Below are 26,113 nucleotides of genomic sequence, written 5' to 3' on the forward strand. Positions count from 1 at the left end.
CGAGGAGGAACAGGCATACGTCCGCCCGGGCCGGCGCCCGGGCGGACGGTCGCCGTCACCCTGCGGCGGCCTCCCGGATCAGTGGCTCGAACTCCCGCCGTACGTAGGCGTCGAACGGCTCCGCCAGCGCCCCGTCGATCACGCGCCGCACCCGGTGCCCCGCGGCCAGCTCCTTGATCGCGGCGCGGGAGTCGGGCCCCACGCCCCCGCCGATGATCAGCACCCCGAACTCCCCGGTCTCCAGCAGCTTGCGGGCCTCCTCGTCGGTGCTCACCCCCTCGGCGTCGAAACCGTCCGCGCGTAGCGTGTCCAGCACGGCCGTCACCCTGGCGGGCGTCCTTCCGAGCACCAGCGTCCTCATGACCGTTCCCCTCCCCTGCATCGGCGTCAGCTCAGTCGACTCTAGAACCTCGAGCGGACTTGAGATCAAGCGTTCCCGGAGCCCGGCCGAAGGAGATTTGGTCCCGCGCCGTTCACACCCTGGACATAAGCGATGACCTGCGGGGATGCCGTTCGGTGCGAGGGTGTGGTGTGGGCGTCAGCGTGTCCGACACCCTCGATTCGAGCAACGGCGGGGAACCGATGAGCCCGAGCACAGCTGACCGTCCTGAGCAGGCCGTCACCGAAGGCGGCACCGACACCGCGGCCGGGATCAGGCCGCTGCTCGACGCCCCGCAGACCGCCGCGGCCGGCATCGCGATGTGGATCTTCGTGGTCGGCCCGCTGGTCTGCCTGGTCGTCGCGGTGCCGCTGGTGTGGGGGCGGGGCCTGTCGGCGCTGGACGTCGCCATGGCCGTGGTCGCCTACCTCGTGTCCGGCTTCGGCCTCACGGTCGGCTATCACCGCCTCTTCACGCACCGCTCGTTCAAGGCGAAGCGCGGGCTGCGCATCGCCCTGGCCGTCGCGGGCTCGCTGGGGGTGGAGGGCTCGCCGGTGCAATGGGTGGCGAACCACCGCCGCCACCACGCCTTCGCCGACCGCGAGGGCGACCCGCACTCGCCCTGGCGCTTCGGCACCGACACCCGCGCGCTACTCAGGGGGCTGCTGCACGCGCACATCGGGTGGATGCTCAAGCGGGAACTGAGCAACCGGGCCAGGTTCGCGCCCGACATCGCCGCCGATCGCGACCTGCGCGTCGTCGGCCGGCTCTTCGGACCGCTGACCGTCCTCTCGCTCCTGGCCCCCGCGCTGGTCGGCGGGCTGGCCACCGGTACCTGGACCGGTGCGCTGACCGGGTTCTTCTGGGCAGGCGTGATGCGGATGGCGCTGCTGCACCACGTCACCTGGTCGGTGAACTCGGTCTGCCACGTCGCGGGCCGGCGCCCGTTCGCCGCCCGGGACAAGGCCACCAACTTCTGGCCGCTCGCCCTGTTGTCCTTCGGCGAGAGCTGGCACAACTCGCATCACGCCGACCCCACGGGCGCGCGGCACGGCGTGCTGCCGGGCCAGCTCGACCCGTCAGCACGTCTGATCCGGGTGTTCGAGCAGCTGGGCTGGGCCCACGACGTCCGCTGGCCGGACCCGGACCGCCTCGGCGCCCGGCTGCTGCCCGAGCCGGCCGGCCGGCAGGAGTCCGCCGCCTGACGCCCCTCGGACCACCGCGATCGGGGCGGTCGTGCGCCCGCCGGCCACCGCTCATCGAGGAGGGACGGAACCTGTCCTCGACGAGCGGCATCCCGGCCGGCGTCACCTACCGCCCGGTGCCGGCCTGACGGCCCGGCCTCACTTCAGGTGCCGGCCGTAGAACCGGTTCGCGTCCTCCCCCTCGAACCACGGGGTGCCGGTGTGCCCGCCCAGATTGGCGTGCAGCGTCTTCTCCTTGGTGCCGAAGGCGTCGAACAGGTCCAGGGCCCGCTGCCGGGGGTTCCCCTCGTCGTCCCACTGCAGCAGCATCAGCAGCGGAAGGGTGACCTGCCGGGCCTCCTCGCGCTGGGCGCGGGGCACGTAACCCCCGGCGAAGAAGCCGGCGGCGGCGATGCGCGGTTCGGCCACCGCGAGCCGGATGCCGAGGGCCATCCACCCCGAGTACCCGACCGGGCCGCCGATCTCGGGCAGCGCAAGGAGGGCGTCCAGGGTGGTCCGCCATTCCGGGGCCGCCTTTTCGACCAGCGGGCCGACGAGGGACTCGAAGATCTCGTCGACCGGCTCGCCGGCCTGCATCGCCCGGCGGAGGTCGGTGCGGGCCTGCTCGTCGGCGGCGGAACGGGGCCGGTCACCGCACCCGGCGGCGTCGATGGTGGCCACCGCGTATCCGTACGCCGCGGTGTGCCGGCCCCGGGCCACCAGCCGGGCCTGGCTCTTGGGCAGGCCGTTGTTGTGGGCCATCAGGATCAGCGGGGCCGGTGCGGCGGATCCAGGCGTCCACAGGGTGCCGGGGATCTCGCCGAGGGTGAATTCGCGCTCGATGACGCCGTCGTCGAGGCGCTGTTCGGAAGTGAAGTGCACGGTCGTGCCTTTCGGGAGTGCTCGGAGTGGCGCTCCCGGACGACCTAGCGTCCGACCGTGACCCCGGAGGGGAGCACCCATGTCGATACTGCGTTCACGGGTACCACCTCCTCGTTCTCTCGCACGGCCGCCGGAAAAGTAGCAGCGGCCGCCGTGGTTCCGCCAACGGGTTTTCCACGACCCGGGCGGGCCCGGCGCCTGTTCCGGCCGAGGCCTTCCACGGCGCAGGGTTCTTCAGGCGGACACCAGCAGCTCCGTCCAGTCCTTGGCCACCCGCTCCAGCGAGAACCCCTCCCGCACCTGTTCCCGGGCCACCGCCCCCGCGGACTGCCAGTCCTCCTGTTCGGCGAGTCCGGCGATCGCGTCGGCCATCGCCTCCGGGGTGTCGTGGATCCAGCGCCGGTCGTAGATCTCGTCCGCGCCCGGCCACGGCAGCAGCGCCGGTACGGCGCCGGAGGCCATGCCCTCGGCCGGGGCGAGGTGGAAACTCTCGTCGTCGCTGGTGGACAGCACATGGCCGATGCGGCGCAGCCAGTTGGGCACGTCGGGGCCGAACTGGTCGAAGACGACGGCCCCTTCGAGCAGCGGCGAGGTCTGCATCCGGCGCAGGATCGCCTCGTAGTGCTCGCGTTCCTCGGGCTTGTTCCAGATCCACCAGTACTCCCACGGCGGCTTGGACTTGACCGAGAGGTGCCAGCGCCGGTCGCGGGCCCGCAGTGCTTCGAGGACGTCGAGGCCGAGGTCGAGGCGTTTGCGGCTGGGCGCGATGCCGATCATGCCCAGCCGGTGGCGGGCGCCGGGCGCCTTGGGCCGGTCGAGCTGGTCGACGTCGACCCAGTTGCCGATCGTGGTGATCTTCGCGGCGGGCCAGCCGGTGCGGTCCCGGGTCGCGCGGGCGTAGTACGGGCTGACGCACACCACCCGGTCGACGGCGTCGATGTCGACCTGGCGCGGGTATCCGGCGTCGAGTTCGAAGCGGTGCAGGCGCACGATCAGCCTGCTGCCGCGCCGCTTGTGGCGGCTGTACCAGATCGCCGCGGGGCCGCACCACTCGACGACCACCACGTCGGCCCAGTCGGCGAGTTCACGGCTGGCGGCCGCGTCGTGCCGGGCGAGCGCGGGCCAGGCGTCGATCCGGACGTCGACGCCGGGCAGCGCGCGGAGGTGGTCGAGGAGGCGGGTGAGGAACTTCAGGTCGTGGCCGGCGACGCCGACCCGCAGCGGGCGGGCCCGGGTGGCGACGGCGGCGGGCGCGGCGGGGAAGGCGCGGTCGAGGTGGCCGCGCCAACGGGCCGCCGCGGCCTCCATGGTGTACTCCCGGGCGGCCGCCGCGCACCGGTCGGCGGCGAGGTGCCGGGCCTCGGTGTCGCGTACGGCGAGGGAGACGGCGTCCGCCGCGTCCGCGAGGGTGGCGGTGCCCGGTACGAACAAGGGGTAGTCGGCGCCGAGCAGGGCCTCGTGGGCGGGGGTGCGGTTGAGCACGACGGGCAGGCCCAGGGAGCCGAACTCCAGGACCTTGGTGGAGAGTTCGAGGCTGGCGTCGAGGGAGGCGGCGCGCCAGCCGAGGCCGAGGTCGCAGTCGGCGGCGAGGCGCATGGCCTCCTCGCGCGGTACGCCGCCGTGGTGGACGACCTCGGGGGTGGTGCGCAGCGCCTCGGCCATGGCGGTGTCGAAGCCGGGGTGGGCCGGATCCTTGTGGATCTTGTCGCCGACGGCGTGCAGCTCGGTCCGGATGCCGCGTTCGGCCAGCAGTGCGGGCAGCCGGGTCATGGGCAGGGTGTTCCAGCGGGGCGCGAACTTGCCGGTGTACACGAGGCGTACGGGATCGTGCAGGCCGTTCCGCTTCGGGACCGGGAAGCCTGGCTCGGGCACCGCGGGCGGACAGAGCACGGACCGGCCGCAGGCCTCCGGCACCCAGGCCTCCAGGAAACAGCGCAGCTCCTCGGTCTGGCAGAGGAGCTGCCGGGAGGCGGTGGCGATGCGGGCGAGGTCGGCGCGGGCCTCCTCGGTCATCTCGGCCGGGGACTGCGGGATGTCGGTGAGGTAGGCCCAGACACGGCCTTCGAAGGCGCCGTCGCCGACGATCTGCTTGACCAGCCGCCGGCCGCGCAGCACCAGCAGGTCGCAGGGCTCCTCCGCGTCGAGCCGGGCGAGCAGCTGCGAGGCCTGGAAGGGCGAGAGGGGGTGCGCGCCCTGGCCGGGGACGAGATGCTCCTCGTACGGGCGGACCACGGTGACGCCGGGCAGTCCGGCCAGCGGGTCGGTCAGCCGGCCGGTCTCGACCGGGGCCTTGAGGACGAGGCGGGTCCGGCAGCCCGCGCGGGACAGTGCCTGCACCGTCGACTGGGCCCAGACGGCGGAGCCGTCGATGAGGTTGAGGTCCACGTCGCCGTAGACGAGCGCCCTCAGGGTGCGGGTCATGACGGTTCCTTTCCACGCACGGCGAACAGGCGGTGCCCGGCACGCGACCAACTGTCCGGCGGGGCACCGGAGTCCAGGAGCGAGCGGCGCACGAGCAGCGGGTGCAGGGCCGGTACGAAGGCGTAGTCGTCGGCGGCGGGGGTGTGGCCCACCGCGTCGGCGCCCGAGAACTCCTGGGCGCAGAGCAGGTCGAGCAGCAGGGTGTCCGGGCGGTCCTCGGTCAGGTCCGTCCAGTCGGCGACCCAGGGTGCGGTGGGCGGTCCGGCGTGCACGGCGACCGAGGCGGCGGTGAGTTCGTCGAGGGCGAGGCCCGCCGGGTCGGCGACGACCACCTCGGCCGGCCGGTGCAGCTGGCCGAGCGCCTGGGCGACGAGCCGGGCCACGTCGGTGGCGTCCCGGGGTGCGGCGAGGACGGCGATCCGGCGTTCGGCGAGCGGGTCGGGGCCGCCGGTGAGTGCGGCGAGCCGGGCCAGCCGGACCCGGGTGCTGTCCTGCAGGAAGACGTCCCGGAGCCGGTCCCGGCCGTCGGTGACCGGGTCGAGGCGGAAGAGCGCCGTCCCGGTGTCGCCGTCGAGGACGGTGTCCCAGGGCAGCAGGGACAGGCCCGGGGCGGACGACTCAGGACCGTCCCGCCACAGCACGGCCGCGCGGCCGAGTCCCCTCGCCCGGGCGGCCAGTTCGGCCAGCCGCCGGTCCAGGTCGGGGGCGAGTCCGGTGCCGGTGAGCGACCAGGGGCCGTCCTGGGCCGCACACGCGCTCAGCTGGACCAGGAAGACGTCCGGGTCGGTGCGCTCGACCAGCAGCCGCCCGTCGTGCGGCAGCACCCGGCCGACCACGGCGTCCGCCGCGAAGTCCTGGGCGGTGCGGTCGGTGAGCACGCCGGTGATCACCAGCCGGTCGCGGGGCGCCACGGACACGGCGCGGTGGGAGAGGTAGAAGCGGTCGTCGGCCTGCGGCTCCGGCGCGAGGGCGGCGGCGCGGGCCGGGGAGCCGGCGGGGCGGCCCTTGGCCTTCCGCTGCCGCCACAGCCCGTACAGCTCCCCCGGCAGCCGGGCGGCGCGGCGCTTCGGGGACCGGGCCGCCGACACCAGTGCCTTGCCGACCCGCAGCGAGGTGGAGCCCTCCAGCATGGTCACCCGCGACTCCAGTACGCCGGTCCGGGCCCGGGCCCGGCGCAGTTCGGAGGTGAGCTGGTCCTTGTCCCGCAGGGCGGCGGCGAGCCGTTCGGCGAGGCCGTCCTCACGGGCGGTCTCCAGGGCGCGGGCGCTCTCCTCGGCGGCCCGTTCCAGGTCGATCAGGCGGGCCCGCTGGGAGCGGGAGACGAAGTCGGCGAGGACGTACTCGTCGGCGATCCGGAGGGCGGTGGCGAAGCCGTCGGCCGGCAGCGGGTGGCCGAACCAGTCGTGCGGCGGCAGGAGTTCCTCGGTGCACGCGAACACCGCGCCGGCGTGCAGATGCGTGTAGCCGAGCGAGGCGGCGTGCAGCACCTGGCAGCGGTGTGCCACCAGGGCGTCGAGGAGGCGGTGGTAGGGCAGGTCGGTGCCGGGGTGGCCGAAGACGATCAGGCCGCGGCCGCCGGGCCGCATCCGTTCCAGTGCGGCCAGGCAGTCCGCCTCGTCGCCGTGCAGGGCGGGGTCGGGGCCGTAGCAGAGGAGCATCAGCTCCCCTGGGCCGACCGGCTGTTCGTGCCGGGTCGGGGCGACGCCGGGCGGCAGGTGGAGGTAGGGGTCGAGACGCAGCCCGCCGCTCGTCGCGTCCACGACGGAGGTCACGTCGTCCAGGTGCGGGTGGAGCAGATCGGTCAGGCGCATCAGCGGGTCCTCGTGAAGACGTGGAAGCCGACCCGGTTCTCGCGGAAGCCGTAGGGCCGGAAGTGGCTGTGGCTCAGTCCCAGGGGTTCGAGCTCCTCGCGGTAGGCGGCGACCGGCCGGTGCAGGATGTAGTCGCCGCGCGGGACGGGCTCGTCGTTGTGCTCGTCGGTGACGATCAGCCGGCCGGTGATGCGGACGAGTGAGGCGAGGTTGCGCAGGCCGGCCGCCCACTGCGCATCGTCCAGGACGTGGAAGAGGACGTCCACGCAGAGCACCACGTCGTAGAGCCAGGGGCTGCGCCACTCGTCGAGGGCGGCGACGGCGTAACGGGGGCCGCCGCCCTCGGCCCGCGCGTGGGTGACGGCCGCCTCGCTGGCGTCGAAGGCGTCGACGTGGTGGCCGCAGCGGGCCAGGGAGCGGGCGAAGTGCCCCTTGCCGCAGCCCGCGTCGAGGACGAACAGCGGGGAGGCGGGGCTGGACAGGTCGCCGATCAGGGTGAGGAGCTGGCCGAGCCGGATCGCGTAGAAGATCTCGTTGCCGGGTCGGTCCAGGCCGATGTGGCCGCCGGAGGCGAGGTCGTCGCGTTCGCGGTGCCGGGTGTCCCAGTAGGTGAGCGGGGCGTCGGTATGGGTACGGGTGGCGTCAGTCATGGCGCTCCAGCCACTCGGTAGTCGTGGCGCTCCAGCCACTCGGTGAGCACGCGGGCGATCCGGGGGCCCGCCTTGCCGTCCCACAGCGGCGGCCCCTCGGGGTCGGCCGCCGTCTGCCCGTCGAGGACCTTGCGCAGGGCGGGCACCAGTTCGCCGTGCCGGACCAGGCGGTTGGTGCCGTGGGTGACGGTGACCGGGCGTTCGGTCGTGGTGCGCAGCGTCAGGCAGGGCACGCCGAGCACGGTGGTCTCCTCCTGGACGCCGCCCGAGTCGGTGATCACGACGGCGGCCCCGCGGACCAGGCCCATGAACTCGACGTAGCCGAGCGGGTCGAGGAGGTGGATGCCGGGCGCGTCGGCGAGGCCGGCCCTGCGCAGCGCCTCGCGGCCGCGCGGGTGCAGGGGGACGGCGAGGTCGAGGTGGCCGGCGGCCTCGGTGAGGGCGCGGGCGGCGGCCGCGGCGGCCTCGGGGTCGTCGACGTTGGCCGGCCGGTGCAGGGTGACCACGCCGTACCGTTCGGGCAGGGCGTGGGCGGCGCGGGCGGCGGCCGGGTCGAAATGCTCCAGATGGGTGAGCAGGGTGTCGATCATGGGGTTGCCGACGAAGTGCACCCGGGCCGGGTCGACGCCCTCGCGGGCGAGGTGGCCGACGGCTTCCGGGCTGGTGACGAAGAGCAGCTCGGCCAGCTGGTCGACGAGGCGCCGGTTGACCTCCTCCGGCATCGCCATGTCGAAGCTGCGCAGGCCCGCCTCGACATGGGCGACCGGGATGCCCAGCTTGGCGGCGACCAGGGCCGCGGCCAGGGTCGAGTTCACGTCGCCGTAGACGACGACCAGGGCCGGGGCGCGGGCGAGCAGCTCGCCCTCCAGGGCCACCAGCAGGTCGGCGGTCTGCCGGGCGTGGCTGCCGGAGCCGACGCCCAGGTCGGTGTCCGGGGCGGGCAGGCCCAGCTCCCGGAAGAAGATCTGCGACATCCGTTCGTCGTAGTGCTGACCCGTGTGCACCAGGACCTGGTCGTGCCCGGTCGCCTGCAGGGCGGCGACGACGGGCGCGGCCTTCACGAAGTTCGGCCTGGTCCCTACGACATGGAGTACGCGGCCGTTCATGTCGTACGTTCTCCGCTCTGTCGGCCTACCTTGGCGACATGGCCAGACGTCCGTCCCGGCACCTGCCGCGTGGTGTTCTTCCGTTCCCCCGTGCAATCAGCTTGGCCGCATCCGTCGCCTGGGGCGAGTTGCGGCACGACCCCGCCCGGGCCGCGCTGCTCGGCGTACGGCTGCTGCCGGGGCGGGTGCGGAGCGGGCTGGGACCCGTCGAGAAACGGCTCGCCGCCCGGGCCCGCGCGACCGGGCCCACCGCCGGCCCGTCCCCGGCCCGGGTACCGGCGCCCGCCGGGCGGACGGTGCGGCCCGAGCCCGGCCGGGTGCTCCATCTGGTCACCAACGGGCTGCCGTTCAAGCACGCCGGCTACACCGTGCGGACCCAGGCCCTCGCCGAGGCCCAGCGGGCCGCCGGGCTCGATCCGCACGTGGTGACCCGCATCGGGTTCCCGGTGGCGCAGGGCGTCCTGGACGCCCGCCCGTTGCAGATCGTGAACGGGGTGCCGCAGCACCGGCTGCTGCCGTACGCGCTGCCCTACGGCCAGGCGGCGGTCCTCGCCCGCAACGCCGAACTGGCCGGACGCCTGGTGGAGCGGCTGCGGCCGGCCGTGCTGCACGCGGCCACCGACCACGGCAACGGGCGGGTGGCGCTGGCCCTGCGGGAGACCTACCGGCTGCCGGTCGTGTACGAGGTGCGGGGCTTCCTGGAGGAGACCTGGCTGACCCAGGCGCCCGGCCGCACCACGGACGACGCGTCGTACCGGGCCCGGCGCGCCCTGGAGACGTACTGCATGCGCGGGGCCGATCTGGTGCTGACGCTGGGCACGGCGATGAAGGCCGAGATCGTGGCCCGCGGGGTGCCCGAGGAGCGGGTCCTGATCGTGCCCAACGCGGTGGACGACGCCTTCCTCGCGCCGCCGCCGGACGGGGCGGAACTGCGCACCCGGCTCGGCATCGCGGCGGACGACTACGTGGTGGGCACCGTGAGCAGCCTTACTCCACACGAGGGAATCGGCACATTGCTCCATGCGGGTGCCGAACTGCGCCGCCGGGGTGTCCCGCTGCGGCTGCTGATCGTCGGCGACGGACCCGAGCGCGGCAGGCTCCAGGCGCTGGCCGGACGGCTCGGGCTCGACGACGGCGTCGCCCTGTTCACCGGCCGCGTGCCGCACCGCCAAGTGCGCGCCTACCACGCGGTTCTGGATGTCTTCGCGGTGCCGCGCACCGACGAACGGGTCTGCCATCTGGTCACCCCACTCAAGCCGGTCGAAGCGATGGCGAGCGGTATTCCCGTGGCGGCCAGTGATGTCACAGCCCTACGAGAACTGGTCGAAGACGAAGTGAACGGGCGGCTAATCCGGCCTGAATCTCCGCAGGCTTGGGCAGAAGCTCTCGAAGTATTGCTCTACAGTCGAAAACGGCGGAATGAATGGGGAGCATCCGCCCGCGCGCTGGTGGCGCGTGAACGCACCTGGAAAAGGGTCGCTGCCACGACCCGAGAGGCGTATCGCGCTCTTGGATGTGTCTGAGACCCCGCGCCCGGAACCGCTCACCGTCCGGGCTCTTCGGATCCATACGGCGTCTGCCGTTGCTGCCGTCGAGGGCGGAGTGAATCCCTATGCAGGTCGAAAAGGCCGTACCGCTCGGGGAATCGAGCGCATCGCTCGGGGATGAGGAACAGCCCGACAGTTTCGAACTGGCCGTCATCGGGCTCGGCTACGTCGGACTCCCGCTCGCGCGGGAGGCGTCGCTGGTCGGCCTGAGAGTGGCCGGGCTCGACCTCGACCCACGGGTCGTGGAGGGCCTCAACGCCGGCCACTCCCATGTCGACGACGTCTCCGACGAGGACGTCGCCCGGATGCGGGCGGCCGGGTTCACCGCGTACACCGACGACAAGTGCCTGGCCCGGGCGCAGACCGTGGTGATCTGCGTGCCGACCCCGCTCAGCGAGGACGGCGGCCCCGATCTGGGCGCGGTGACCTCCGCGGTGCGGACGGTGGCGGGCAGGCTGCGCCCCGGACGGCTCGTCGTCCTGGAGTCGACCACCTATCCGGGCACCACCGAGGAGATCGTCAAGCCGCTCCTGGAGGAGTCGGGGCTGCGGGCCGGCGAGGACTTCGCCCTGGCCTTCTCACCGGAGCGCATCGACCCCGGCAACACCACCCACGGGCTGCGCGAGACACCGAAGGTGGTCGGCGGCTGCACTCCGGCGTGCGCGGCGAAGGCCGCCGCCTTCTACGGCAAGCTCGTCGACACGGTCGTGCAGGCGAAGGGCACCCGCGAGGCCGAGATGGCCAAGCTGCTCGAGAACACCTACCGGCATGTCAACATCGCCCTGGTCAACGAACTGGCCATTCTCTGCCGCGAGTTGAAGGTCGACGTGTGGGACGCGATCCGCTGCGCCGGGACGAAGCCGTTCGGTTTCCAGCCCTTTCGGCCGAGCGCCGGGGTGGGCGGCCACTGCATTCCGATCGACCCCAACTACCTCTCCTACAAGGTGCGTTCGATCGGCTACGAGTTCCGGTTCGTGGAGCTCGCCCGGGAGATCAACGCGCACATGCCGGAGTACGTCGTCCGACGCGCCCAGGACCTGCTCAACCACGAGGGCCGCGCGCTGCACGGCTCCCGGGTGCTGCTTCTCGGCGTCACCTACAAGCCGGACGTCGCCGACCAGCGCGAGGCGCCGGCGGTGCCGGTGGCCCGGCTGCTGCGGGAGCGGGAGGCCGAGATCGCCTTCCACGACCCGTTCGTACCGGCCTGGTTCGTGGACGGGGAGGGCGTGCCACGCGTCACCGACGTCATGGCCGCCGTGCGCTCGCACGACCTGACGATCCTGCTCCAGGACCACTCCGTGTACGACCTCCCGGCCCTCGGGGACGAGGCCCGCCTGCTCTTCGACACCCGGGGGCGGATCTTCCGGCCCGGTGTCGAGGTGCTGTAACCGGCCACTGCCGGACCTCTGCGGCAACTCCCCTTCCGCGGACCGGAGTCGAAGGACTCCGGGCCGCGGAGTCGAAAGGCGCTCAGATGCGGATACTCGTCGTCACCGTCGTCCACCACCCCGAGGACGCGCGCATCCTGCACCGGCAGATCAGCGCACTGCGGGACCGCGGACACCACGTCGTCTACGCGGCGCCGTTCTCGGCCCGCGAGGTACGGCCGCGCCCGGACCTGGAGGGCATCGACCTGCCCCGCGCGGTGGGCCGCAGCCGCCGCACGGCGGTGCGGGCGGCCCGGAACCTGCTGGCCGAACGCGGCCACGAGGCGGACGTGGTGCTGCTCCACGACCCGGAACTACTGCTGACCCTGCCGGGTACCCTGCGCCGCTGGCGGCGGTCCGGGACCGGTCCGGTGGTCGTCTGGGACGTCCACGAGGACACCGCGGCCGCGCTCGCCATGAAACGCTGGGTGCCGGGGCCGCTGCGGCCACCGCTGCGGCTCGGCGTCCGCGCGGCCGAACGGCTGGCGGAACGCCATCTGCGGCTGCTGCTCGCCGAGGACGCCTACCAGGAGCGGTTCCGCCGCACCCACCCCGTGGTGCCGAACTTCACCACCGCCCCGACCGGGGCACCCGAGCCGCCCGGCACCGAACGAGTGGTCTACGTCGGCCACCTGTCCCGGGCGCGCGGCGCGCTGGACCTGATAGAGACGGCCCGGCACCTGGGACCCGGTGTGCGCGTCGAGGTGGCCGGCGCGGCCGACCCCGACGTCCGGGACGCGCTCACGGCCGCCGACCGGGACGGTGTCCTGCGCTGGCACGGCTTCCTGCCCAACGACCGCGCCCTCGCCCTGTTCCCCGGCGCCCTGGCGGGTCTCTCGCTCCTGCACGACCAGCCCAACTACCGCCACTCCCGGCCCACCAAGGTCGTCGAGTACATGGCCCACGGCGTCCCCGTCATCACCACCCCCACCCCGCTGGCCGCGGACATGGTCCAGCGGCACGGCTGCGGGCTCGTCGTCCCGTACGAGGATCCGCCCGCGGCGGCCGCGGCGATACACAGGCTGAGCACCGACGCGATCCTGCGCCACACCGCGGCCCAGCGCGGTCGCGAGGCGGCCCTCACTCACTTCAACTGGCCTGACAAGGCGGCCGAGTTCACACAGTGGCTGGAGACCTGGGCGCGGGAGGAGGCCGGGCCTAGGCGCGCGGGTGACGCGGCTCGTACAGGGCGACCTCGCCTCCGCCCGGCAACCGGAAGCCCGTCACCCGGCCCCAGGCCGCGACCTGGACGGGTCGGCTGAACTCCACGCCCTTGGTCATGAGTTCGGCGATCGTGTCGTCCAGGTCGTCGCACATCAGCATCAGTTCGTGCGACGGCTCGCCGTCGGCCGGATGGCAGGCCACCTCGGCCGGCGGCAGCCGGAAGACCAGCCAGCCGTGTCCGGCGTCGACGTGCGGCCAGCCCAGCACGTCCCGGAGGAACTCACGGTCCGCCTCGGCGTCGCGCGTGTAGATCACCACATGTGCCCCATTGATCACGCGCGGAGGCTAGCCCCGGGACGCCGCGGCTGCAAGCACCACCGCCGGGCCGCGGGCCCCGCCGCCCCCGCCATCAGGCGCGCGGGATGCCGTACGCCCGCTCCACGCGCAGCCGCAGCACCAGGCGGCGGTCGCGGACCATCGCGGCGCGGTAGTCGTCCCAGTCGGGGTGCTCGCCGCGCACGTCGCGGTAGAGGCGGATGAGCTCCTCGACGGTCGCGTCGTAGGGGTCCTCGGCGACCGGCGAGAGTTCGGCGGTGCCCTCGGCGACCGTGTAGGCCCAGCGGTCCGGGCTGGTCACATGGTACGAGGCACGGGGGTCGCGGCGCAGGTTGCGGGTCTTGGCGCGGTCGTCGGTGATCGAGACGCGCACGGTCCGCTCGGCGGGGTAGTACGCATGGTTGACATTGGACAACTGGGGGCGGCCGTCGCTCTTGAGGGTGACCAGCACCCCGTCGCGGCCTTCGGAGAGCAGCTTCAGAAGAGCGTCCTGGGTCATGTCAGGTGAAACCCCGTCCCGGCCCTCGGTCATTCCCGCCCCCAACAGTTCCGTAGACATTGTCTGCGACCGGGTGGTAGACAGCGTCTATGACCGAGTCCGACACGAGCCTCCGAGACCGGCTGCTCGACGTCGGCGTGGAGCTGGCGGCCGCCGAGGGCGCCCAGGCACTGACCCTGCGGGAGATCGCCCGCCGTGCGGGGGTCTCGCACGGGGCGCCCCGCCGCTGGTTCCCCACCCATCTCGAACTGCTCTCGGCCATCGCACGCCGGGGCTTCACCGAGCTGGCCGTGCGCGCGGAGGAGGCGCTGGGCGACGGTACGGCCGCGCCGGGCGCGCAAGTCGCCGCACTGGCCCGGGTGTACCTGGAGTTCGCGCGGGACAACCCGGGCATGTACGAATTGATGTTCCGCCATGACCTGCTGGCGAGCGGCCACCTGCGGCTGCGGGAGACCAGCCTGCCGCTGTTCGGGCTGCTCGCCGACCTGGTCGGCCGGGCCCGCCCCGGCATGGACGCGCGGCTCGTCGCGGGTGCCCTGTGGGCGAACCTGCACGGCATCGCCCAGCTGCGGGCCTGGGGCAGTCTCCGGCTCGCCACCGGGGCCGACGACTTCGGCCCGCTGCTGGACGCGGCGCTGGACGCCCACCTGGGAGCCGGGCGGTGAACCGGCGGCCGGCGCCGGCGAGCAGTGCCATGGACGCCGTGGCCTGCGCGCCGCCGGGCTCCTGGAGCGTGAAAGCGCTGCTCGGGCCGTGGTCGGCGTGGCGGCGGCGCGTCCGCTTCCCGGCGCCTCTTCTATAGCGTCCGTCACACCACACGCGGATGAGCGGGACCGTTCCCCTCTTCCTGCGCGACGATGAGGTCCGAGGTCGCACCGCACCGCGGACGACACGACCGGAGGAGAGCGATGGCACAGCTGCGACAGGAAGTCGACCCCAGTGAGGTCGGGCTGGACGTGAAGGCGCTGGACCGCCTCGACCAGCACTTCGCCCACTACGTCGACGAAGGGCGCCTGCCCGGTTACCTGGTGGCCGTGGCACGCGGCGGCCGGGTCGCCCACCTCACCACGCAGGGCCACCGCGACCGCGCGGCCGGACTGCCGGTCGAGCCGGACACCATCTGGCGGATCTACTCCATGACCAAACCGGTCACCGCGGTCGCCGTGCTGCTGCTCGTGGAGGACGGGCTGCTGTCGCTGGACGATCCCGTCGACCGTTTCCTGCCGGAGTTCGCCGAACCGCGGGTCCATGTGTCCGGTTCGGGCGCCGACATGGTGACCCGGCCGGCCGACGGCCCGATCCGGATCCGTCATCTGCTCACCCACACCGCCGGGTTGACCTTCGCCTTCTACCACACCCACCCGGTGGACGCCCTCTACCGCGAGGCGGGTCTGGAGTTCTCGGTGCCGGCCGGCGCGGACCTCGCCGAGGCGATGGCGGTGTACGCCCGCATGCCGCTCCAGTTCGAGCCGGGCTCCCAGTGGAACTACTCCGTCGGCTTCAACGTGCTCAGCCGCGTCATCGAGGTGGTCTCCGGACAGCGACTCGACGAGTTCTTCGCCGACCGGATCTTCCGCCCGCTCGGCATGCCGGACGCGGGCCTGCACATCGTGCCCGAACAGGCCGACCGGCTCTCCGAGTTGTACGGCGAGACGGAGGGCGGCGGCATCGAGGCGATCCCCGGCCTGCCGTTGCGCGGCCGGCCCCGCTTCCTGTCCGGCAGCGGCGGCCTCGCGGCGACGGCGTACGACTACCACCGCTTCGCGGAGATGCTGCGCCGGGGCGGCGAACTGGACGGCGTCCGGCTGCTGTCCCCCGCCTCGGTGCGGCTGCTCGCCGGCAACCACCTGCCCGGCGGGGCCGATCTGCGGGCCTTCGGCGCCCCGGTCCACCGGGAACCCGGCAACGACGGGCTCGGCTTCGGTCTGGGCGTCTCCGTGGTGATCGACCCGGACCGCACCCTCGCCCCGAGCAGCGCCGGCACCTACGGCTGGACCGGCGCGGCCACCACCGCGTTCTGGGTGGACCCCGCCCACGACCTGACCGTGCAGTTCCACACCCAGGTGCGGCCGAAGACCCTGAAGATCTTCCCGGAGCTGCGCCGGCTGGTCCACGAGTCGATCCTGGGCTGAGCGATCCCCGGCCGGGCACCGGGTCAGACCCGATTGGCCTCCGGGCGTGGGGCGTCGGCCGCGAACCGGCCGACGCCGAGCGGGCGGACGTCCAGGAAGGGTGCCCGGCCCAGGTACAGGTCGCGGATCACCTCGCCGACGGCCGGTGCCTGCAGGAAGCCGTGGCCGGAGAACCCGGTGGCGTACAGGAACCGGGAGACCGAACTCGCCTCGCCGATCAGGGCGTTGTGGTCCGGGGTGTTCTCGTACAGACCCGCCCAGCCGCCGGTGCGGCGCAGGTCGAGCAGGGCCGGGGCGCGGTGTTCCATCGCCGCGTACAGGCGCGGGATCCAGCGGTCGTGGGTGTCGGTGGCGAAGCCCGGCCGCTCGTCGGGGTCGGACATGCCGAGCAGCAGTCCCGGGCCCTCGGCGTGGAAGTACAGGCTGGTGGTGAAGTCGATCGTCATGGGAAGCGTCGGCGGCAGCCCCGGCACCGGTTCCGTCACCGCGATCTGGCGGCGCAGCGGCTGCACCGGTAAGTCGACGCCGGCCATCGCGCCGACCGCCCGCGACCAGGCGCCGGCCGCGCAGATCACCGTGTCGGTGGCGATCCGGCCGAGGGTGGTGTGCACGGCGGTGAGGTACCCGCCGTCCCGTTCGATGCCGGTGACCTCGGTGTGGCGCAGGACGCGGGCGCCGTGCGCGCGGGCGGCGGCCGCATAGCCGTGCACGACGGACTCGGGTGTGCAGTGGCCGTCGTCCGGGGAGTACGCGGCGGCCAGCAGTCCGTCGGTGGTGATCAGCGGGGAGAGCCGGGCCGCCTCTTTCGGGGTGAGCATCCGGCTGGGCACGCCGAGGTGGTTCTGCAGCCGGACGCCCGCCTCGAAGGAGGCGACCTCCTCGGGGGTGGAGAGGAGGAAGAGGTAGCCGACGCGGTGCAGCCCGATGTCGTACCCGATCTCCTCGCCGAAGCGGGCGAAGGCCTCCAAGCTGCGCGCGCCCAGCTGGATGTTGAGCTCGTCGGAGAACTGGGCGCGCACCCCGCCGGCGGCCTTCGAGGTGGATCCGGCGGCGAGTTCGTCGCGTTCGACGAGGACGACGTCGCGGACGCCCGCACTCGCCAGATGCCAGGCGATGCTGGTGCCCATCACCCCGCCGCCGATGATCACGACCTGGGCCCGAAGATTCACGCGTGTACCTCCTGTCGGTCTCCCCCGATCCTTCCCCGGGAGGCCGCCCGGTACCTCAGGACCAGTGCGCCACCGCGTCCAGGTGGGGCAGCACGTGGTCGAGACGCTCGCGCTTCGTCCGCAGGTAGGTGATGTTGTTCTCGCACGGCTCGATCAGCAGCGGGACCGTTTCCGCAACCTCGATGCCGTGCCGTACCAGGGACTCGCGCTTGCGCGGGTTGTTGGACATCAGGCGTACCGAACGCACCCCGAGGTCGCTCAGGATGCCGGCGGCGACGCCGTAGTCGCGGGCGTCGACGGGCAGTCCGAGCGCGAGGTTGGCCTCGACCGTGTCCAGGCCCTCGGCCTGCAGGGCCATCGCGCGCAGCTTGCCGAGCAGGCCGATCCCGCGGCCCTCGTGACCCCGCAGGTAGACGACGATGCCGCTGCCCTCGGCTACGACCGCGCGCAGCGCGGCGGCCAGCTGGTCACCGCACTCGCAGTGCTGGGAGCCGAAGGCGTCCCCGGTCAGGCACTCCGAGTGCAGCCGGGTCAGCACCCGGTCGCTGTCGATGTCCCCGTAGACCAGGGCGACTTGCTCGTCACCGCGGTCGTGGTCCAGGTAGCCGATCGCCTGGAATTTCCCGTACACCGTGGGCAGCGGTGCATTCACGACGCGTTCCACGCCCGAACGCCGTGGGGACTTGGTGCCGAGTACGCCGATGTTTTCTGTCATGATCTGATTCCTAAGCAGAGACGAAAGGCCGTGAAAAGATGAGTGGTTCGGGCGCGCGTACGGCGGCGTACGGCTTGTTGCCGACGGACACCACGGAAGAGGTACGGACCAGGGGGGCGGGCGTTTCAACACAGGTCGCGGTCCTTCCCGTGGGGAGCTTCGAACAGCACGGCCGCTACCTTCCGCTGGCGACGGACACCCTTGTCGCCTGTGCCGTCGCCCGGGAGATCGCCGCCGCGTACCCGGTGCACCTCCTGCCACCGGTGACGGTCTCCTGCTCGCACGAGCACGCCGCCTGGCCGGGAACGGTCAGCATCTCCGCGGTGACGCTGCACGCGGTGGTGACCGACATCGGCGCCTCCCTGCGCCGCTCGGGCGTCGAGGCGCTGGTCGTGGTCAACGGCCACGGCGGCAACTACGTGCTGGGCAACGTCGTGCAGGAGGCGTCCGCGCGGGGCGAGCGGCTGGCGCTGTACCCGGCCGCGGAGGACTGGGAGACGGCGCTCGCAGGGGCCGGGGTGGAGACCTCGGCGCTCACCGACATGCATGCCGGAGAAATCGAGACCTCCATTCTGCTGCACGCTCATCCCGAATTGGTCCGCCCTGGTTACGAGTCCGCCGATTTCACCGCTGACGACCGTCGTCATCTCCTCACCCTGGGAATGTCCGCCTATACCGAGTCGGGCGTCATCGGCCGCCCTTCCCTCGGATCGGCGGAAAAGGGGAAGGAACTCCTGTCGAGCCTCGCGGATTCCTTCGGCGCGATTTTCGAACTGCTCACCGCCGGGCGGGAGTAGCGCAGTCCGGCGTACCAGCGGACCACCAGGACCACCAGACCCGGCAGGGCCGCCACGAAGCTGAGGACACCGTAGACGACCGCGGTGGCGAAGCCGCTGTCCGCGCCGAGGCCGGCCGCGGCGAACGCCCAGGCGGTGACGCCCTCCCGGGGACCCCAGCCGCCGACGTTCAGCGGCAGGCCCATGGCGACCAGGGCGAGGACCGCGATCGGGACGAGGACGGCCACGGAGGCGGCCGAGCCCGCGACCCGGGCGGCCACCACGAACATCCCGACGTGCCCGGCGAGGATGGCCGCCGAGGACAGCGCGACGCCCGGCCCGTTCCGCCGCGACAGCAGCGCTCGGCGGGCCTCGCCGAGGGTGGCGCGCAGCGCACCGCCGCGCTTGCCCGGGGACTTGTTCATACGGACGGCGAGCACGATCGCGCACGCGCCGGCCACCCCGGCCGCCGCCAGCGGGGCGAAGCTGCGCACCTCGTCGCGGACCGGCGAGGGCAGGATCAGCAGCGCGCCCGCGCCGAACACGGTCAACGCGATCTGTCCCGCGGTGCGTTCGAGGACGACCGCGCGGACCCCGCGCCCGATGTCGCCCTCGCTCTGCCCGTGCTTGACCGCCCGGTGCACGTCGCCGAGCACCCCGCCGGGCAGGGCCGCGTTCAGGAACAGCGCCCGGTAGTAGTCGCCGACGGCAGGTCCGAGCGGCAGCCGCAGGCCGAGGCTGCGGGCCACCAACTGCCAGCGCCAGGCGCTCAGTACGGTGGTGACCACGCCGACCGCCAGGCCGATGACCAGCGTCGGGGTGTCGATCCGGCGCAGCCCGTCGAGGAAGACGCCGGTGCCGAGCCGCCACAGCAGCACGGCGATGATCGCGGCTCCGGCGAGGGTGCCCAGGTGGGTGCGGAGGGCGCGGAGGTTGAGGCGCCGGGGCACGGCGAGCGGGGCGACGGGCGCGGTCTCCCGGACCAGGGTGGGGCTGCTCATGAGGTGCCTCCGGTCGGCCGGGCGAGCGCGAGCAGGTCACTGTGGTGCACGACGACCCGCAGTTCACCGGCCGCGTTGGCGGCGAGCCGCTCGGCCAGGTACACGTCGGCGCGCTCGGCCAGTTCGGGGCGCTGCTCGACGGCCGCACCGACCCAGCCGCGCAGCCACTGCTCGGTGAGCGCCTTCTCGTCGGGGCCGAGCCGCCAGGCGCTGGGGTGCACCTTGACGGTGGCGCCCCGGTCGGCGAACGCCTCGCAGGCGGCCGTGACCGCGTCCGGGCCGAGCATCCCGCCGCGCCGCTGGTGGGCGTTGAACGCCTCGGCGAGCTCCGCGTCCAGCGGGTGGGAGGGGGTCAGCTCGACCCGTCCGGCCACCGACAGGGTGAGCAGCGCGGGGCAGCCGGCCCCGGCGCAGGCCTCGGCGAGTATGTCGACCTCCTCCCGGGTGAGCACGTCAAGCAGCGCGGACGCGGTGACCAGGGAGGCGCCGATCAGCGCGTCCGGGGTGAGGCGGGCGACGTCACCGCGCCGGGTCTCCACGGTGACCCGGCTGCCGTCGGCGGCCGCACGCGGCGAGGCGACGGCGGCGAAGTGCAGCAGGTAGGGGTCGCGGTCGTGCAGGATCCAGTGCTGGGCGCCGTCCAGGCGGGGCGCCAGCCAGCGGCCCATGGACCCGGTGCCGCAGCCCAGGTCGTGCACGACCACGCCGCCCGCCTTGCCGGGCAGGTTGGCCAGCCGGATCCGCAGCGGGTCCAGCAGGTCGTGCGCCCGGGCGGCCGCGTCGGCGCTCTCCCGCAACTCCAGCCACTCGGGGGCGTACCGCGGCGGCTCCTCGGGCCCGGTCTCCCGCAGCCGTACGGTGGCCCGCTCGCCCGGACGGACGACGGGACCGGCCCCGGCGATCACCTCGGAGGGCGCCTGTTCGCGTTCTCGTCCCACTCCTGCATCCGTAACATCCGTCGGCCCGGGCTGCGCGGGGATCGCGCCGACCGGAGTCGTGGTGGTGGTCTCGCTGGTCATGCCGCCCTCCGGGGTTCGTCAGGGAGCCTCAGCAGGACTCCGGCAAGGCTGCGGGCGGTGGTCGCCCAGCCGTCGAGCGCCGCCCGGCGGCCGCGCGCGGCGGCCTTGAGGCGGCGGCGTACGTCCGCCTCGCCGAACCAGCCGCGCAGTTCGGCGGCGAGCGCGGCGGGGTCCTCCGGCGGCACGAGGATGCCGGGCACCCCGCCGTCGGGGGCGCGGCCGACCGCCTCGGGCAGCCCGCCGACGTCGGTGGCGAGCACCGGGATGCCGCGGGCGAGGGCCTCGGTGACCGCCATGCCGTAGGTCTCGGCGTACGAGGTGAGGACCATCAGGTCGGCGGCCGCGTAGCTGGCGTCGAGGTCGGCGCCGGCGCGGGGACCCGCGAGGTGCAGCCGGTCGGTCAGGCCGTGCTCGGCGATGAGCGCCCGCAGGTGGGCGACGTACTCGGGGTCCTGGCCGAGTCCGCCGACGCAGGTACAGGTCCACGGCAGGTCCCGGACCGCCGCGAGCGCCTCGACCAGCCGGTGCTGGCCCTTGCGAGGGGTGACGGCGGCGACGCACAGCAGGTGCGAGACGCCGTCGGTGCCGCCGGCCAGCGGGGCGATGTCGGCGCCCGGGGCGGCGACATGGACCCGGTCGGGGGCCAGGCCGTGGTGCGAGACCAGCCGTCGTACCGCCCAGTCGCTGGTCGCGATCACGGCCGGTACGGCGCGCAGGACGGCGCGCTCGCGGGCGTCCAGGTCTGCGGCCACGGCCCGGTCGAGCCCGGTCTCGTCGCCGAGCGGCAGGTGCACGAGGACGGCGAGCCGCAGCCGCTCCGCCTCGGGGACGACGATCTCCGGGACGCCGCAGGCGACCAGGCCGTCAAGCAGGACGGCCGCGCCGTCGGGCAGTTCCCGCAGGGTGCGGGCGAGGCCGTCCCGGGCGGCCTGCTCGGGGCGCGGCCAGGAGCCGGACACCACGTGCCGGGTGACCTGCCAGCCGAAGCCGGGCAGGTCCAGGCAGACCCGCCGGTCGTAGGCGTTGCCGCCGCTCGGCTGGGCCGGGTCGTCGACACCGCCCGGCATGACGAAGTGCACGGTGCGCAGGGACATGGGGAGGATCCCGATGTTCGCGGGGGCTTCGCTGTCGGCGGTGGCCGCGCGCTGCGCGGGCACGTAGGTGAGGGCCGACGGGCGGCCGATGGCCATGTCGGTCACAGGGCACGCTCGTAACTCGCCCAGGCGACGTGCGACTCGTGGAGGGTGACGGTCAGTCCGGCGAGGCCTTTGGCACCCTCGCCCAGCGCGCCCTTCTCGATGCGTTCGGCGAGCCGGTCGGCGATGACCTTCGCGAGGAACTCCGTGGAGGTGTTGATCCCGGCGAAGTCGGGCTCGCTGTCCAGGTTTCTGTAGTTCAGCTCGCTGACCACGGCGCCGAGTTCCTGGGTGGCAAGACCGATGTCGACGACGATGTTGTCGTCGTCCAGCTGTTCACGGCGGAAGGTGGCGTCCACCAGGAACGTGGCGCCGTGCAGTCGCTGCGCGGGCCCGAACACCTCGCCGCGGAAGCTGTGGGCGATCATGATGTGATCGCGGACGGTGATGCTGAACAACGGACGACCCTCCAGGTGCGGCGCGTCTGGTCCCCCGGCTGATCCCTGCCGGGGGATGCCCTTAATACGGCTCTTGGCTTCCCCGCGTTCAGTCCACTCTCACTCTTTTCTCAGGTCAGGACCTCTTGGCGGCCGCATCGGCCGTTATTGGACGTTCCGTCAGCCGTTGTCGCCGTAGCGGACCCGGTGGCAGAGGGCCGGGATCTCCCCGGAGGCGAGTTTAGGGAGCACCTCCGGCAGCTCTTCGAACGCGCTTTCCCCCGTGATGAGGGCGTCCAGCGCCGGATCGGCCAGCAGGTCCAGGGCCAGGGCGAGCCGGTCGGCGTACGTGCGGCCGGCGCGGGCGGCCGGGGAGACGGTGCCGACCTGGCTGCTGCGCACGGTGAGGCGGCGGGAGTGGAAGGCCTCGCCGAGCGGGAGGGCGATCCGCCGGTCGCCGTACCAACTCAGGTCGAGGACCGTGCCCTCCGGCGCGAGGAGTTCCAGCGCGCGGGTGAGGCCCTGCTCGGTGGCGCTGGCGTGCACGACCAGGTCGCAGTCGCCGAGGGCGTCCTCGGGGGCCGCGAAGTCCACGCCGAGGGCCTCCGCGGTCCTGGCCCGGGCCGGGTCGGCGTCGACCAGCTGGAGCCGCAGGCCGGGGAAGCGGGCGAGCAGGGCGGCGACCGAGCAGCCGACCATGCCGCCGCCGATCACCGCGATCCGGTCGCCGACCAGCGGCGCCGCGTCCCACAGGGCGTTCACGGCGGTCTCGACCGTGCCCGCGAGTACCGCACGCGCCGGGGGTACCCGCTCCGGTACCACCGTCACCGCGCTCACCGGAACGACGTAACGCGTCTGATGCGGATACAGACAGAAGACCGTACGCCCGATCAGCCCATCGGGACCCTGCTCGACCACGCCGACGCTGAGGTAGCCGTACTTCACCGGACCGGGGAACTCGCCCTCCTGGAACGGCGCCCGCATCACGGCGTGTTGGCTCTCCGGCACCCCGCCACGGAACACCAGTGTCTCGGTGCCACGGCTGACTCCCGAGTACAGCGAGCGCACCAGGACCTCGCCCTCGCCGGGCTCCGCGAGGGTGAGGTCTCGCAGCTCTCCGTGGCCCGGAGAGCGGAGCCAGAACGCGCGGGCCGAGGAGTTCATCGGCATCCTCCTGAACGATCGGGAAGTGGTTCACGTACCGAGATGTGCACAGCGAGAAGTGCACAGGCCGCGCACAGTACGCGGCGTTGATCGACTCTGTCATTCGGCCGGAGGACGTGCGGTGGCCCTGAACAACACTTACGAAGCCAGGCTGGTCCAGCAGGAGACCGCTGTGGGAGCGGGCGTGCAGATCCTGTTGCTGGCCCTGCTCGGGACGGCGATCGGCATGGGGCCGGCCGGCTGGCTGACGGGTCTCGCGTTCGCGATGGCCACCTGGGCGGTCCTCTCCCGGGCCCTGCACCGCACTCGCCCCCGCTCCTTCGGCCCCGCCAACCGGGTGACCCTCGGCCGCGCGATCCTGGTCGGCGGTGTGACCGCCCTGGTCGCCGACTCCTTCGAGAGCTCCCCGCCGGTCACCCTCCTGGTCGGCCTGACGGCCGTGGCCCTCATCCTCGACGGCGTGGACGGCAAGGTGGCCCGCCGCACGGGCACGTCGACCGCGCTGGGCGCCCGCTTCGACATGGAGGTCGACGCGTTCCTGATCCTGGTGCTGAGCGTGTACGTGTCGACGCAGCTGGGCCCGTGGGTCCTCCTCATCGGCGGGATGCGCTACGCGTTCGTCGCGGCCGCGAAGGCGGCGCCCTGGCTGAACGCCCCGCTGCCGCACTCCATGGCCCGCAAGACGGTCGCCGCGATGCAGGGCATCTGCCTGCTGCTGGCCGGCGCGGACCTGCTGCCCCACCTGGCCAACCTGGGCGTGGTGCTGCTGGCGCTCGGCTCCCTGGTGTGGTCCTTCGGGCGGGACGTGCTGTGGCTGTGGCACAACGCCCGGACGACGGTGCCGATGCTGGAGGTGCCCACGGTGGCCGCGTCCATGGAGACTTCGGAGACCTCCGTCGAGGTCGAGGGCATCGAGATGCTGGAGCTGGCGTTGCGCTGACCCGGGGACGCCGGCCGCCGCAGTGGCGCCGTCGCAGTGACGCTGCCCCTACTGCCCTCGGCTGCCGCGCCGATCGTCACCCTGCTCGACCGGCAGATGGATCGGCCCGCGCAGCACGGGGCTGCGCCGGTACGGTGGCGGGTCGGCGAGCAGTGCCGGGTGGTCGAGGCGGCGTACCAGCTCGCCCAGTGCGATCTGGGCCTCCCGTCGGGCCAGCGGGCCGCCGAAGCACAGGTGGATGCCGCTGCCGAAGCCGAGGTGCTGGTTGTCACGCCGGTCGGGGTCGAAGCGGTCCGGCTCGTGGAAGCGGTCCGGATCGCGGCTGCCCGAGGCCAGCATCAGCATGACCTGCGAGCCCTTGGGGATGACGGTGTCGGCGACGGTGATGTCGCTGTACGCCGCCCGCCAGGGAATGACGTGCACGGGCGGCTCGTAGCGCAGCAGTTCCTCGACCAGCGGCACGACCAGGTCCGGTTCGCCGCGCAGTCGTTCCAGGATCTGCGGGTGGCGCAGCAGCGTCAGCATGCCGTTGGTGATGAGGTTGACGGTGGTCTCGTGGCCGGCGATGAGGAGCAGTCTGGCGGTGGCGACGATATCGGCGTCGGTCATCCGCCCGTCCGGCCCGTCGTCGTTGGCCAACCGTGCCAGCAGGCCGGCTGCCGGCCGGCTGTGACTCTGCTCCACCAGCGCGCCGAGGCACTGGAGCAGGTCCTTGCGGGCCTGTTCGCCCTTGTCCAGTCTCTCCTTCGGGTCGGTCGCCGGGTTGTAGTCGATCGAGTTCATGATGTCGTTCACCCAGAGGTGGAACCTCGGCTCGTCCTCGCGGGGCACGCCGAGCAGGTGGCAGGTCACGGTCACGGGGAACGGGACGGCGAGATCGTCGACGACGTCGATCCGCTCCTTGCCCGCCACATCGTCGATCAGGTTGCCGACGGTGGCGGTCAGGAAGCCTTCGAGCCCGGTCACCAGTCCAGGGGTGTGCGGGGGGCCGAACCGGCGCGTCGCCATCCGCCGCAGACGGTCGTGCTCGGGCGAGTCCATGTGGATGAACGACGACGGGGGCCCTCCGTCGTCCGAGGGCATCGGGCGCGACAGATTGCGCACGTCAGAACTCAGATGCGGGTCGTTCAGCACGTCTGTGATCTCGCGATACGTGCTGACGACGTAACTGCCGTCCTCCTTCCGGGCCACCGGCGTCCTGCGCAACTCGGCATACAGCGGGTAGGGGTCGGCCCGGGCGGACTGGTCGAAGATCCGTTGCAGTGTGTCGGCCGTCCCGGTCGTGGCCGTCCGGCCCACCTCCCGCCGATGCCGGTGTACGGCCGTGACGCGGGGTTCACCCGGGGCATCGCCTGTGACGACCACCGTGGCGCCCCGCGCGAGCAGGGCGGGGTCGGGGAAGTCGACGGGCACCGGTTTGCCGTCGGCCGGCCGGTCGGGCGTGGGGCAGGGCGGCGGGAAGGGCGCGGCCGTCTCGATCAACCGCCGGTAGTGGTCGAGCCGCTTGCCGTTGTCGAAGCTCACGGCGGCCGTGACGCGGCCCCGACAGCCATATGCCGTGACGAAACGGTGGTCGTCCAGCGATCCCTGGACGACGGCCATCTCGTCGGAGAGGGTCGGCACGCCGACGGACTTGATGTTGACACCGAACTGGATCGACCAGAACCGCGGGACGGACACGTGGGGGCGGCGGTCCGCCGGGGCGCTGACCATGTTGTGGGCGGCCACCTCGGCCTGCTCCACGGCGTTGGCCCAGTGCTCCAGTGCGATGAGCCGGGATTCGTAGTGGGGGTTCGGGCAGAGTGCCACGTCTCCCGCGGCGAAGACGTCGTCGGTGACGCGGCCGTTGACGTCGAGGGCGCGGCACCCCGTGTCACAGGTGACTCCCCACACGCCCGCCGCCAGTCCGGAGCCCTGCAGCCACTCGGTGTTGCGGATGCTTCCGAGTGCCACCACCGCCACGTCGGCGTCGACCGTGCCGCCGTCGTCGAAGTGGGCACGGCGCAGCCGCCCCTGTGCGTCGCTCTCCAGCCGGGTGACCTTGACCCCGCACCGCAGGTCGACACCGTGGGCGCGCTGCATCTCCGCCGCCACCTCGCCGATCATCGCGCCGAACGCCCCGGCCAGCGGGTACGGCGCGAGTTCGGCGACGGTCACCGGGATGTCCCGCTCCCGGCAGACGGAGGCGATCTCGGAGCCGGTGAACCCCGCCCCGATG

The 26,113-nt window shown here is 73.0% G+C and carries 23 protein-coding genes and 2 pseudogenes; 8 read left to right on the forward strand and 17 right to left on the reverse strand.

Going from position 1 to position 26,113, the window contains the following annotated elements; translation table 11 throughout:
• Positions 1-55: 55 nt before the first annotated feature.
• Positions 56-361, reverse strand: coding sequence for a hypothetical protein (locus ACFWPS_RS45420; RefSeq protein WP_383717772.1), 306 nt, complete (start codon positions 359-361; stop codon positions 56-58).
• 221 nt (positions 362-582) lie between these two features.
• Here ACFWPS_RS45420 and ACFWPS_RS45425 point away from each other — a divergent pair, with 221 nt between their 5' ends.
• A complete protein-coding gene (locus tag ACFWPS_RS45425) occupies positions 583-1,584 on the forward strand; it encodes an acyl-CoA desaturase (RefSeq protein WP_383717774.1) in 1,002 nt (333 codons plus the stop codon).
• A 138-nt stretch (positions 1,585-1,722) separates the two neighbouring features.
• On the opposite strand, the gene ACFWPS_RS45430 is transcribed toward ACFWPS_RS45425, so the two are convergent.
• The 5 genes from ACFWPS_RS45430 to wecB all read right to left on the reverse strand — a co-directional run bounded on the left by ACFWPS_RS45430 (position 1,723) and on the right by wecB (position 8,433).
• On the reverse strand, positions 1,723-2,445 hold the full coding sequence (locus tag ACFWPS_RS45430) for a dienelactone hydrolase family protein (protein ID WP_383717777.1): 723 nt from the start codon (positions 2,443-2,445) through the stop codon (positions 1,723-1,725).
• 234 nt (positions 2,446-2,679) lie between these two features.
• Positions 2,680-4,866 carry a glycosyltransferase gene (locus ACFWPS_RS45435; RefSeq protein ID WP_383717779.1) on the reverse strand — a complete coding sequence of 729 codons (2,187 nt, stop codon included), beginning with the start codon at positions 4,864-4,866 and terminating at the stop codon, positions 2,680-2,682.
• Positions 4,863-6,677 carry a hypothetical protein gene (locus ACFWPS_RS45440; RefSeq protein WP_383717781.1) on the reverse strand — a complete coding sequence of 605 codons (1,815 nt, stop codon included), beginning with the start codon at positions 6,675-6,677 and terminating at the stop codon, positions 4,863-4,865. The genes ACFWPS_RS45435 and ACFWPS_RS45440 overlap by 4 nt, the downstream gene beginning before the upstream one ends.
• Positions 6,677-7,327: a class I SAM-dependent methyltransferase gene (locus ACFWPS_RS45445; protein ID WP_383717784.1), complete on the reverse strand. Its 651-nt coding sequence runs from the start codon at positions 7,325-7,327 to the stop codon at positions 6,677-6,679. Before ACFWPS_RS45445 ends, ACFWPS_RS45440 begins: the two co-directional genes overlap by 1 nt.
• Positions 7,324-8,433: a non-hydrolyzing UDP-N-acetylglucosamine 2-epimerase gene (gene wecB, locus ACFWPS_RS45450; protein WP_383717787.1), complete on the reverse strand. Its 1,110-nt coding sequence runs from the start codon at positions 8,431-8,433 to the stop codon at positions 7,324-7,326. The genes ACFWPS_RS45445 and wecB overlap by 4 nt, the downstream gene beginning before the upstream one ends.
• A 101-nt stretch (positions 8,434-8,534) precedes the next feature.
• Here wecB and ACFWPS_RS45455 point away from each other — a divergent pair, with 101 nt between their 5' ends.
• The 3 genes from ACFWPS_RS45455 (at position 8,535) to ACFWPS_RS45465 (ending at position 12,669) form a co-directional block, all read left to right on the forward strand.
• Positions 8,535-9,956, forward strand: coding sequence for a glycosyltransferase family 4 protein (locus tag ACFWPS_RS45455; RefSeq protein ID WP_383717790.1), 1,422 nt, complete (start codon positions 8,535-8,537; stop codon positions 9,954-9,956).
• An 89-nt stretch (positions 9,957-10,045) separates the two neighbouring features.
• On the forward strand, positions 10,046-11,368 hold the full coding sequence (locus ACFWPS_RS45460) for a nucleotide sugar dehydrogenase (RefSeq protein WP_383717793.1): 1,323 nt from the start codon (positions 10,046-10,048) through the stop codon (positions 11,366-11,368).
• Between the two features lie 86 nt (positions 11,369-11,454).
• A complete protein-coding gene (locus tag ACFWPS_RS45465) occupies positions 11,455-12,669 on the forward strand; it encodes a glycosyltransferase (protein WP_383717796.1) in 1,215 nt (404 codons plus the stop codon).
• Here ACFWPS_RS45465 and ACFWPS_RS45470 read toward each other — a convergent pair.
• Together ACFWPS_RS45470 and ACFWPS_RS45475 are read right to left on the reverse strand one after the other, a co-directional pair.
• Positions 12,566-12,907 (reverse strand): VOC family protein, encoded by a 342-nt coding sequence (locus ACFWPS_RS45470; RefSeq protein ID WP_383717799.1) that lies wholly within the window; start codon positions 12,905-12,907, stop codon positions 12,566-12,568. The two genes, ACFWPS_RS45465 and ACFWPS_RS45470, sit on opposite strands and share 104 nt — an antisense overlap.
• Positions 12,908-12,980: 73 nt before the next feature.
• Entirely contained in the window at positions 12,981-13,406 is a 426-nt protein-coding gene (locus ACFWPS_RS45475; protein ID WP_383717801.1) for a PPOX class F420-dependent oxidoreductase, read from the reverse strand.
• A gap of 89 nt (positions 13,407-13,495) precedes the next feature.
• Between ACFWPS_RS45475 and ACFWPS_RS45480 the strand changes: the two genes are divergently transcribed.
• Both ACFWPS_RS45480 and ACFWPS_RS45485 read left to right on the forward strand, forming a co-directional pair.
• Positions 13,496-14,071 carry a TetR/AcrR family transcriptional regulator gene (locus tag ACFWPS_RS45480; protein WP_383717804.1) on the forward strand — a complete coding sequence of 192 codons (576 nt, stop codon included), beginning with the start codon at positions 13,496-13,498 and terminating at the stop codon, positions 14,069-14,071.
• Between the two features lie 243 nt (positions 14,072-14,314).
• Complete coding sequence (locus ACFWPS_RS45485; protein ID WP_383717807.1) at positions 14,315-15,538, forward strand: serine hydrolase domain-containing protein; 1,224 nt, start codon at positions 14,315-14,317, stop codon at positions 15,536-15,538.
• Between the two features lie 23 nt (positions 15,539-15,561).
• On the opposite strand, the gene ACFWPS_RS45490 is transcribed toward ACFWPS_RS45485, so the two are convergent.
• Together ACFWPS_RS45490 and ribA are read right to left on the reverse strand one after the other, a co-directional pair.
• Complete coding sequence (locus tag ACFWPS_RS45490) at positions 15,562-16,707, reverse strand: NAD(P)/FAD-dependent oxidoreductase (RefSeq protein ID WP_383717809.1); 1,146 nt, start codon at positions 16,705-16,707, stop codon at positions 15,562-15,564.
• Between the two features lie 55 nt (positions 16,708-16,762).
• A complete protein-coding gene (ribA, locus tag ACFWPS_RS45495) occupies positions 16,763-17,422 on the reverse strand; it encodes a GTP cyclohydrolase II (protein ID WP_361302153.1) in 660 nt (219 codons plus the stop codon).
• Between the two features lie 38 nt (positions 17,423-17,460).
• Between ribA and ACFWPS_RS45500 the strand changes: the two genes are divergently transcribed.
• Positions 17,461-18,219, forward strand: coding sequence for a creatininase family protein (locus ACFWPS_RS45500; protein WP_383717811.1), 759 nt, complete (start codon positions 17,461-17,463; stop codon positions 18,217-18,219).
• Between the two features lie 98 nt (positions 18,220-18,317).
• Here ACFWPS_RS45500 and ACFWPS_RS45505 read toward each other — a convergent pair.
• The 5 genes and pseudogenes from ACFWPS_RS45505 to ACFWPS_RS45525 all read right to left on the reverse strand — a co-directional run.
• Positions 18,318-19,199 (reverse strand): annotated as a pseudogene (locus ACFWPS_RS45505) (YbhN family protein); the annotation flags it as partial.
• Positions 19,196-20,218, reverse strand: coding sequence for a trans-aconitate methyltransferase (locus ACFWPS_RS45510; protein ID WP_383717813.1), 1,023 nt, complete (start codon positions 20,216-20,218; stop codon positions 19,196-19,198). The pseudogene ACFWPS_RS45505 and the gene ACFWPS_RS45510, both read right to left, overlap by 4 nt.
• Positions 20,215-21,408: a glycosyltransferase family 4 protein gene (locus ACFWPS_RS45515; protein WP_383717826.1), complete on the reverse strand. Its 1,194-nt coding sequence runs from the start codon at positions 21,406-21,408 to the stop codon at positions 20,215-20,217. The genes ACFWPS_RS45510 and ACFWPS_RS45515 overlap by 4 nt, the downstream gene beginning before the upstream one ends.
• Before the next feature lie 5 nt (positions 21,409-21,413).
• The gene (locus tag ACFWPS_RS45520; RefSeq protein ID WP_383717815.1) at positions 21,414-21,812 is read right to left on the reverse strand and encodes a 6-pyruvoyl tetrahydropterin synthase family protein; all 399 of its coding nucleotides are present in this window, start codon (positions 21,810-21,812) and stop codon (positions 21,414-21,416) included.
• 159 nt (positions 21,813-21,971) lie between these two features.
• Positions 21,972-22,955, reverse strand: coding sequence for a dehydrogenase (locus ACFWPS_RS45525; protein WP_383717818.1), 984 nt, complete (start codon positions 22,953-22,955; stop codon positions 21,972-21,974).
• A gap of 121 nt (positions 22,956-23,076) precedes the next feature.
• Here ACFWPS_RS45525 and ACFWPS_RS45530 point away from each other — a divergent pair, with 121 nt between their 5' ends.
• The gene (locus ACFWPS_RS45530; RefSeq protein WP_383717820.1) at positions 23,077-23,895 is read left to right on the forward strand and encodes a CDP-alcohol phosphatidyltransferase family protein; all 819 of its coding nucleotides are present in this window, start codon (positions 23,077-23,079) and stop codon (positions 23,893-23,895) included.
• 48 nt (positions 23,896-23,943) lie between these two features.
• Here ACFWPS_RS45530 and ACFWPS_RS45535 read toward each other — a convergent pair whose 3' ends face one another.
• On the reverse strand, positions 23,944-24,978 hold the full coding sequence (locus ACFWPS_RS45535) for a cytochrome P450 (RefSeq protein WP_383717829.1): 1,035 nt from the start codon (positions 24,976-24,978) through the stop codon (positions 23,944-23,946).
• A gap of 240 nt (positions 24,979-25,218) precedes the next feature.
• Positions 25,219-26,113: pseudogene (locus ACFWPS_RS45540) on the reverse strand (FAD-dependent oxidoreductase); the annotation flags it as partial.

The organism is Streptomyces sp. NPDC058457, from assembly GCF_042720695.1.
Classification (GTDB): domain Bacteria; phylum Actinomycetota; class Actinomycetes; order Streptomycetales; family Streptomycetaceae; genus Streptomyces.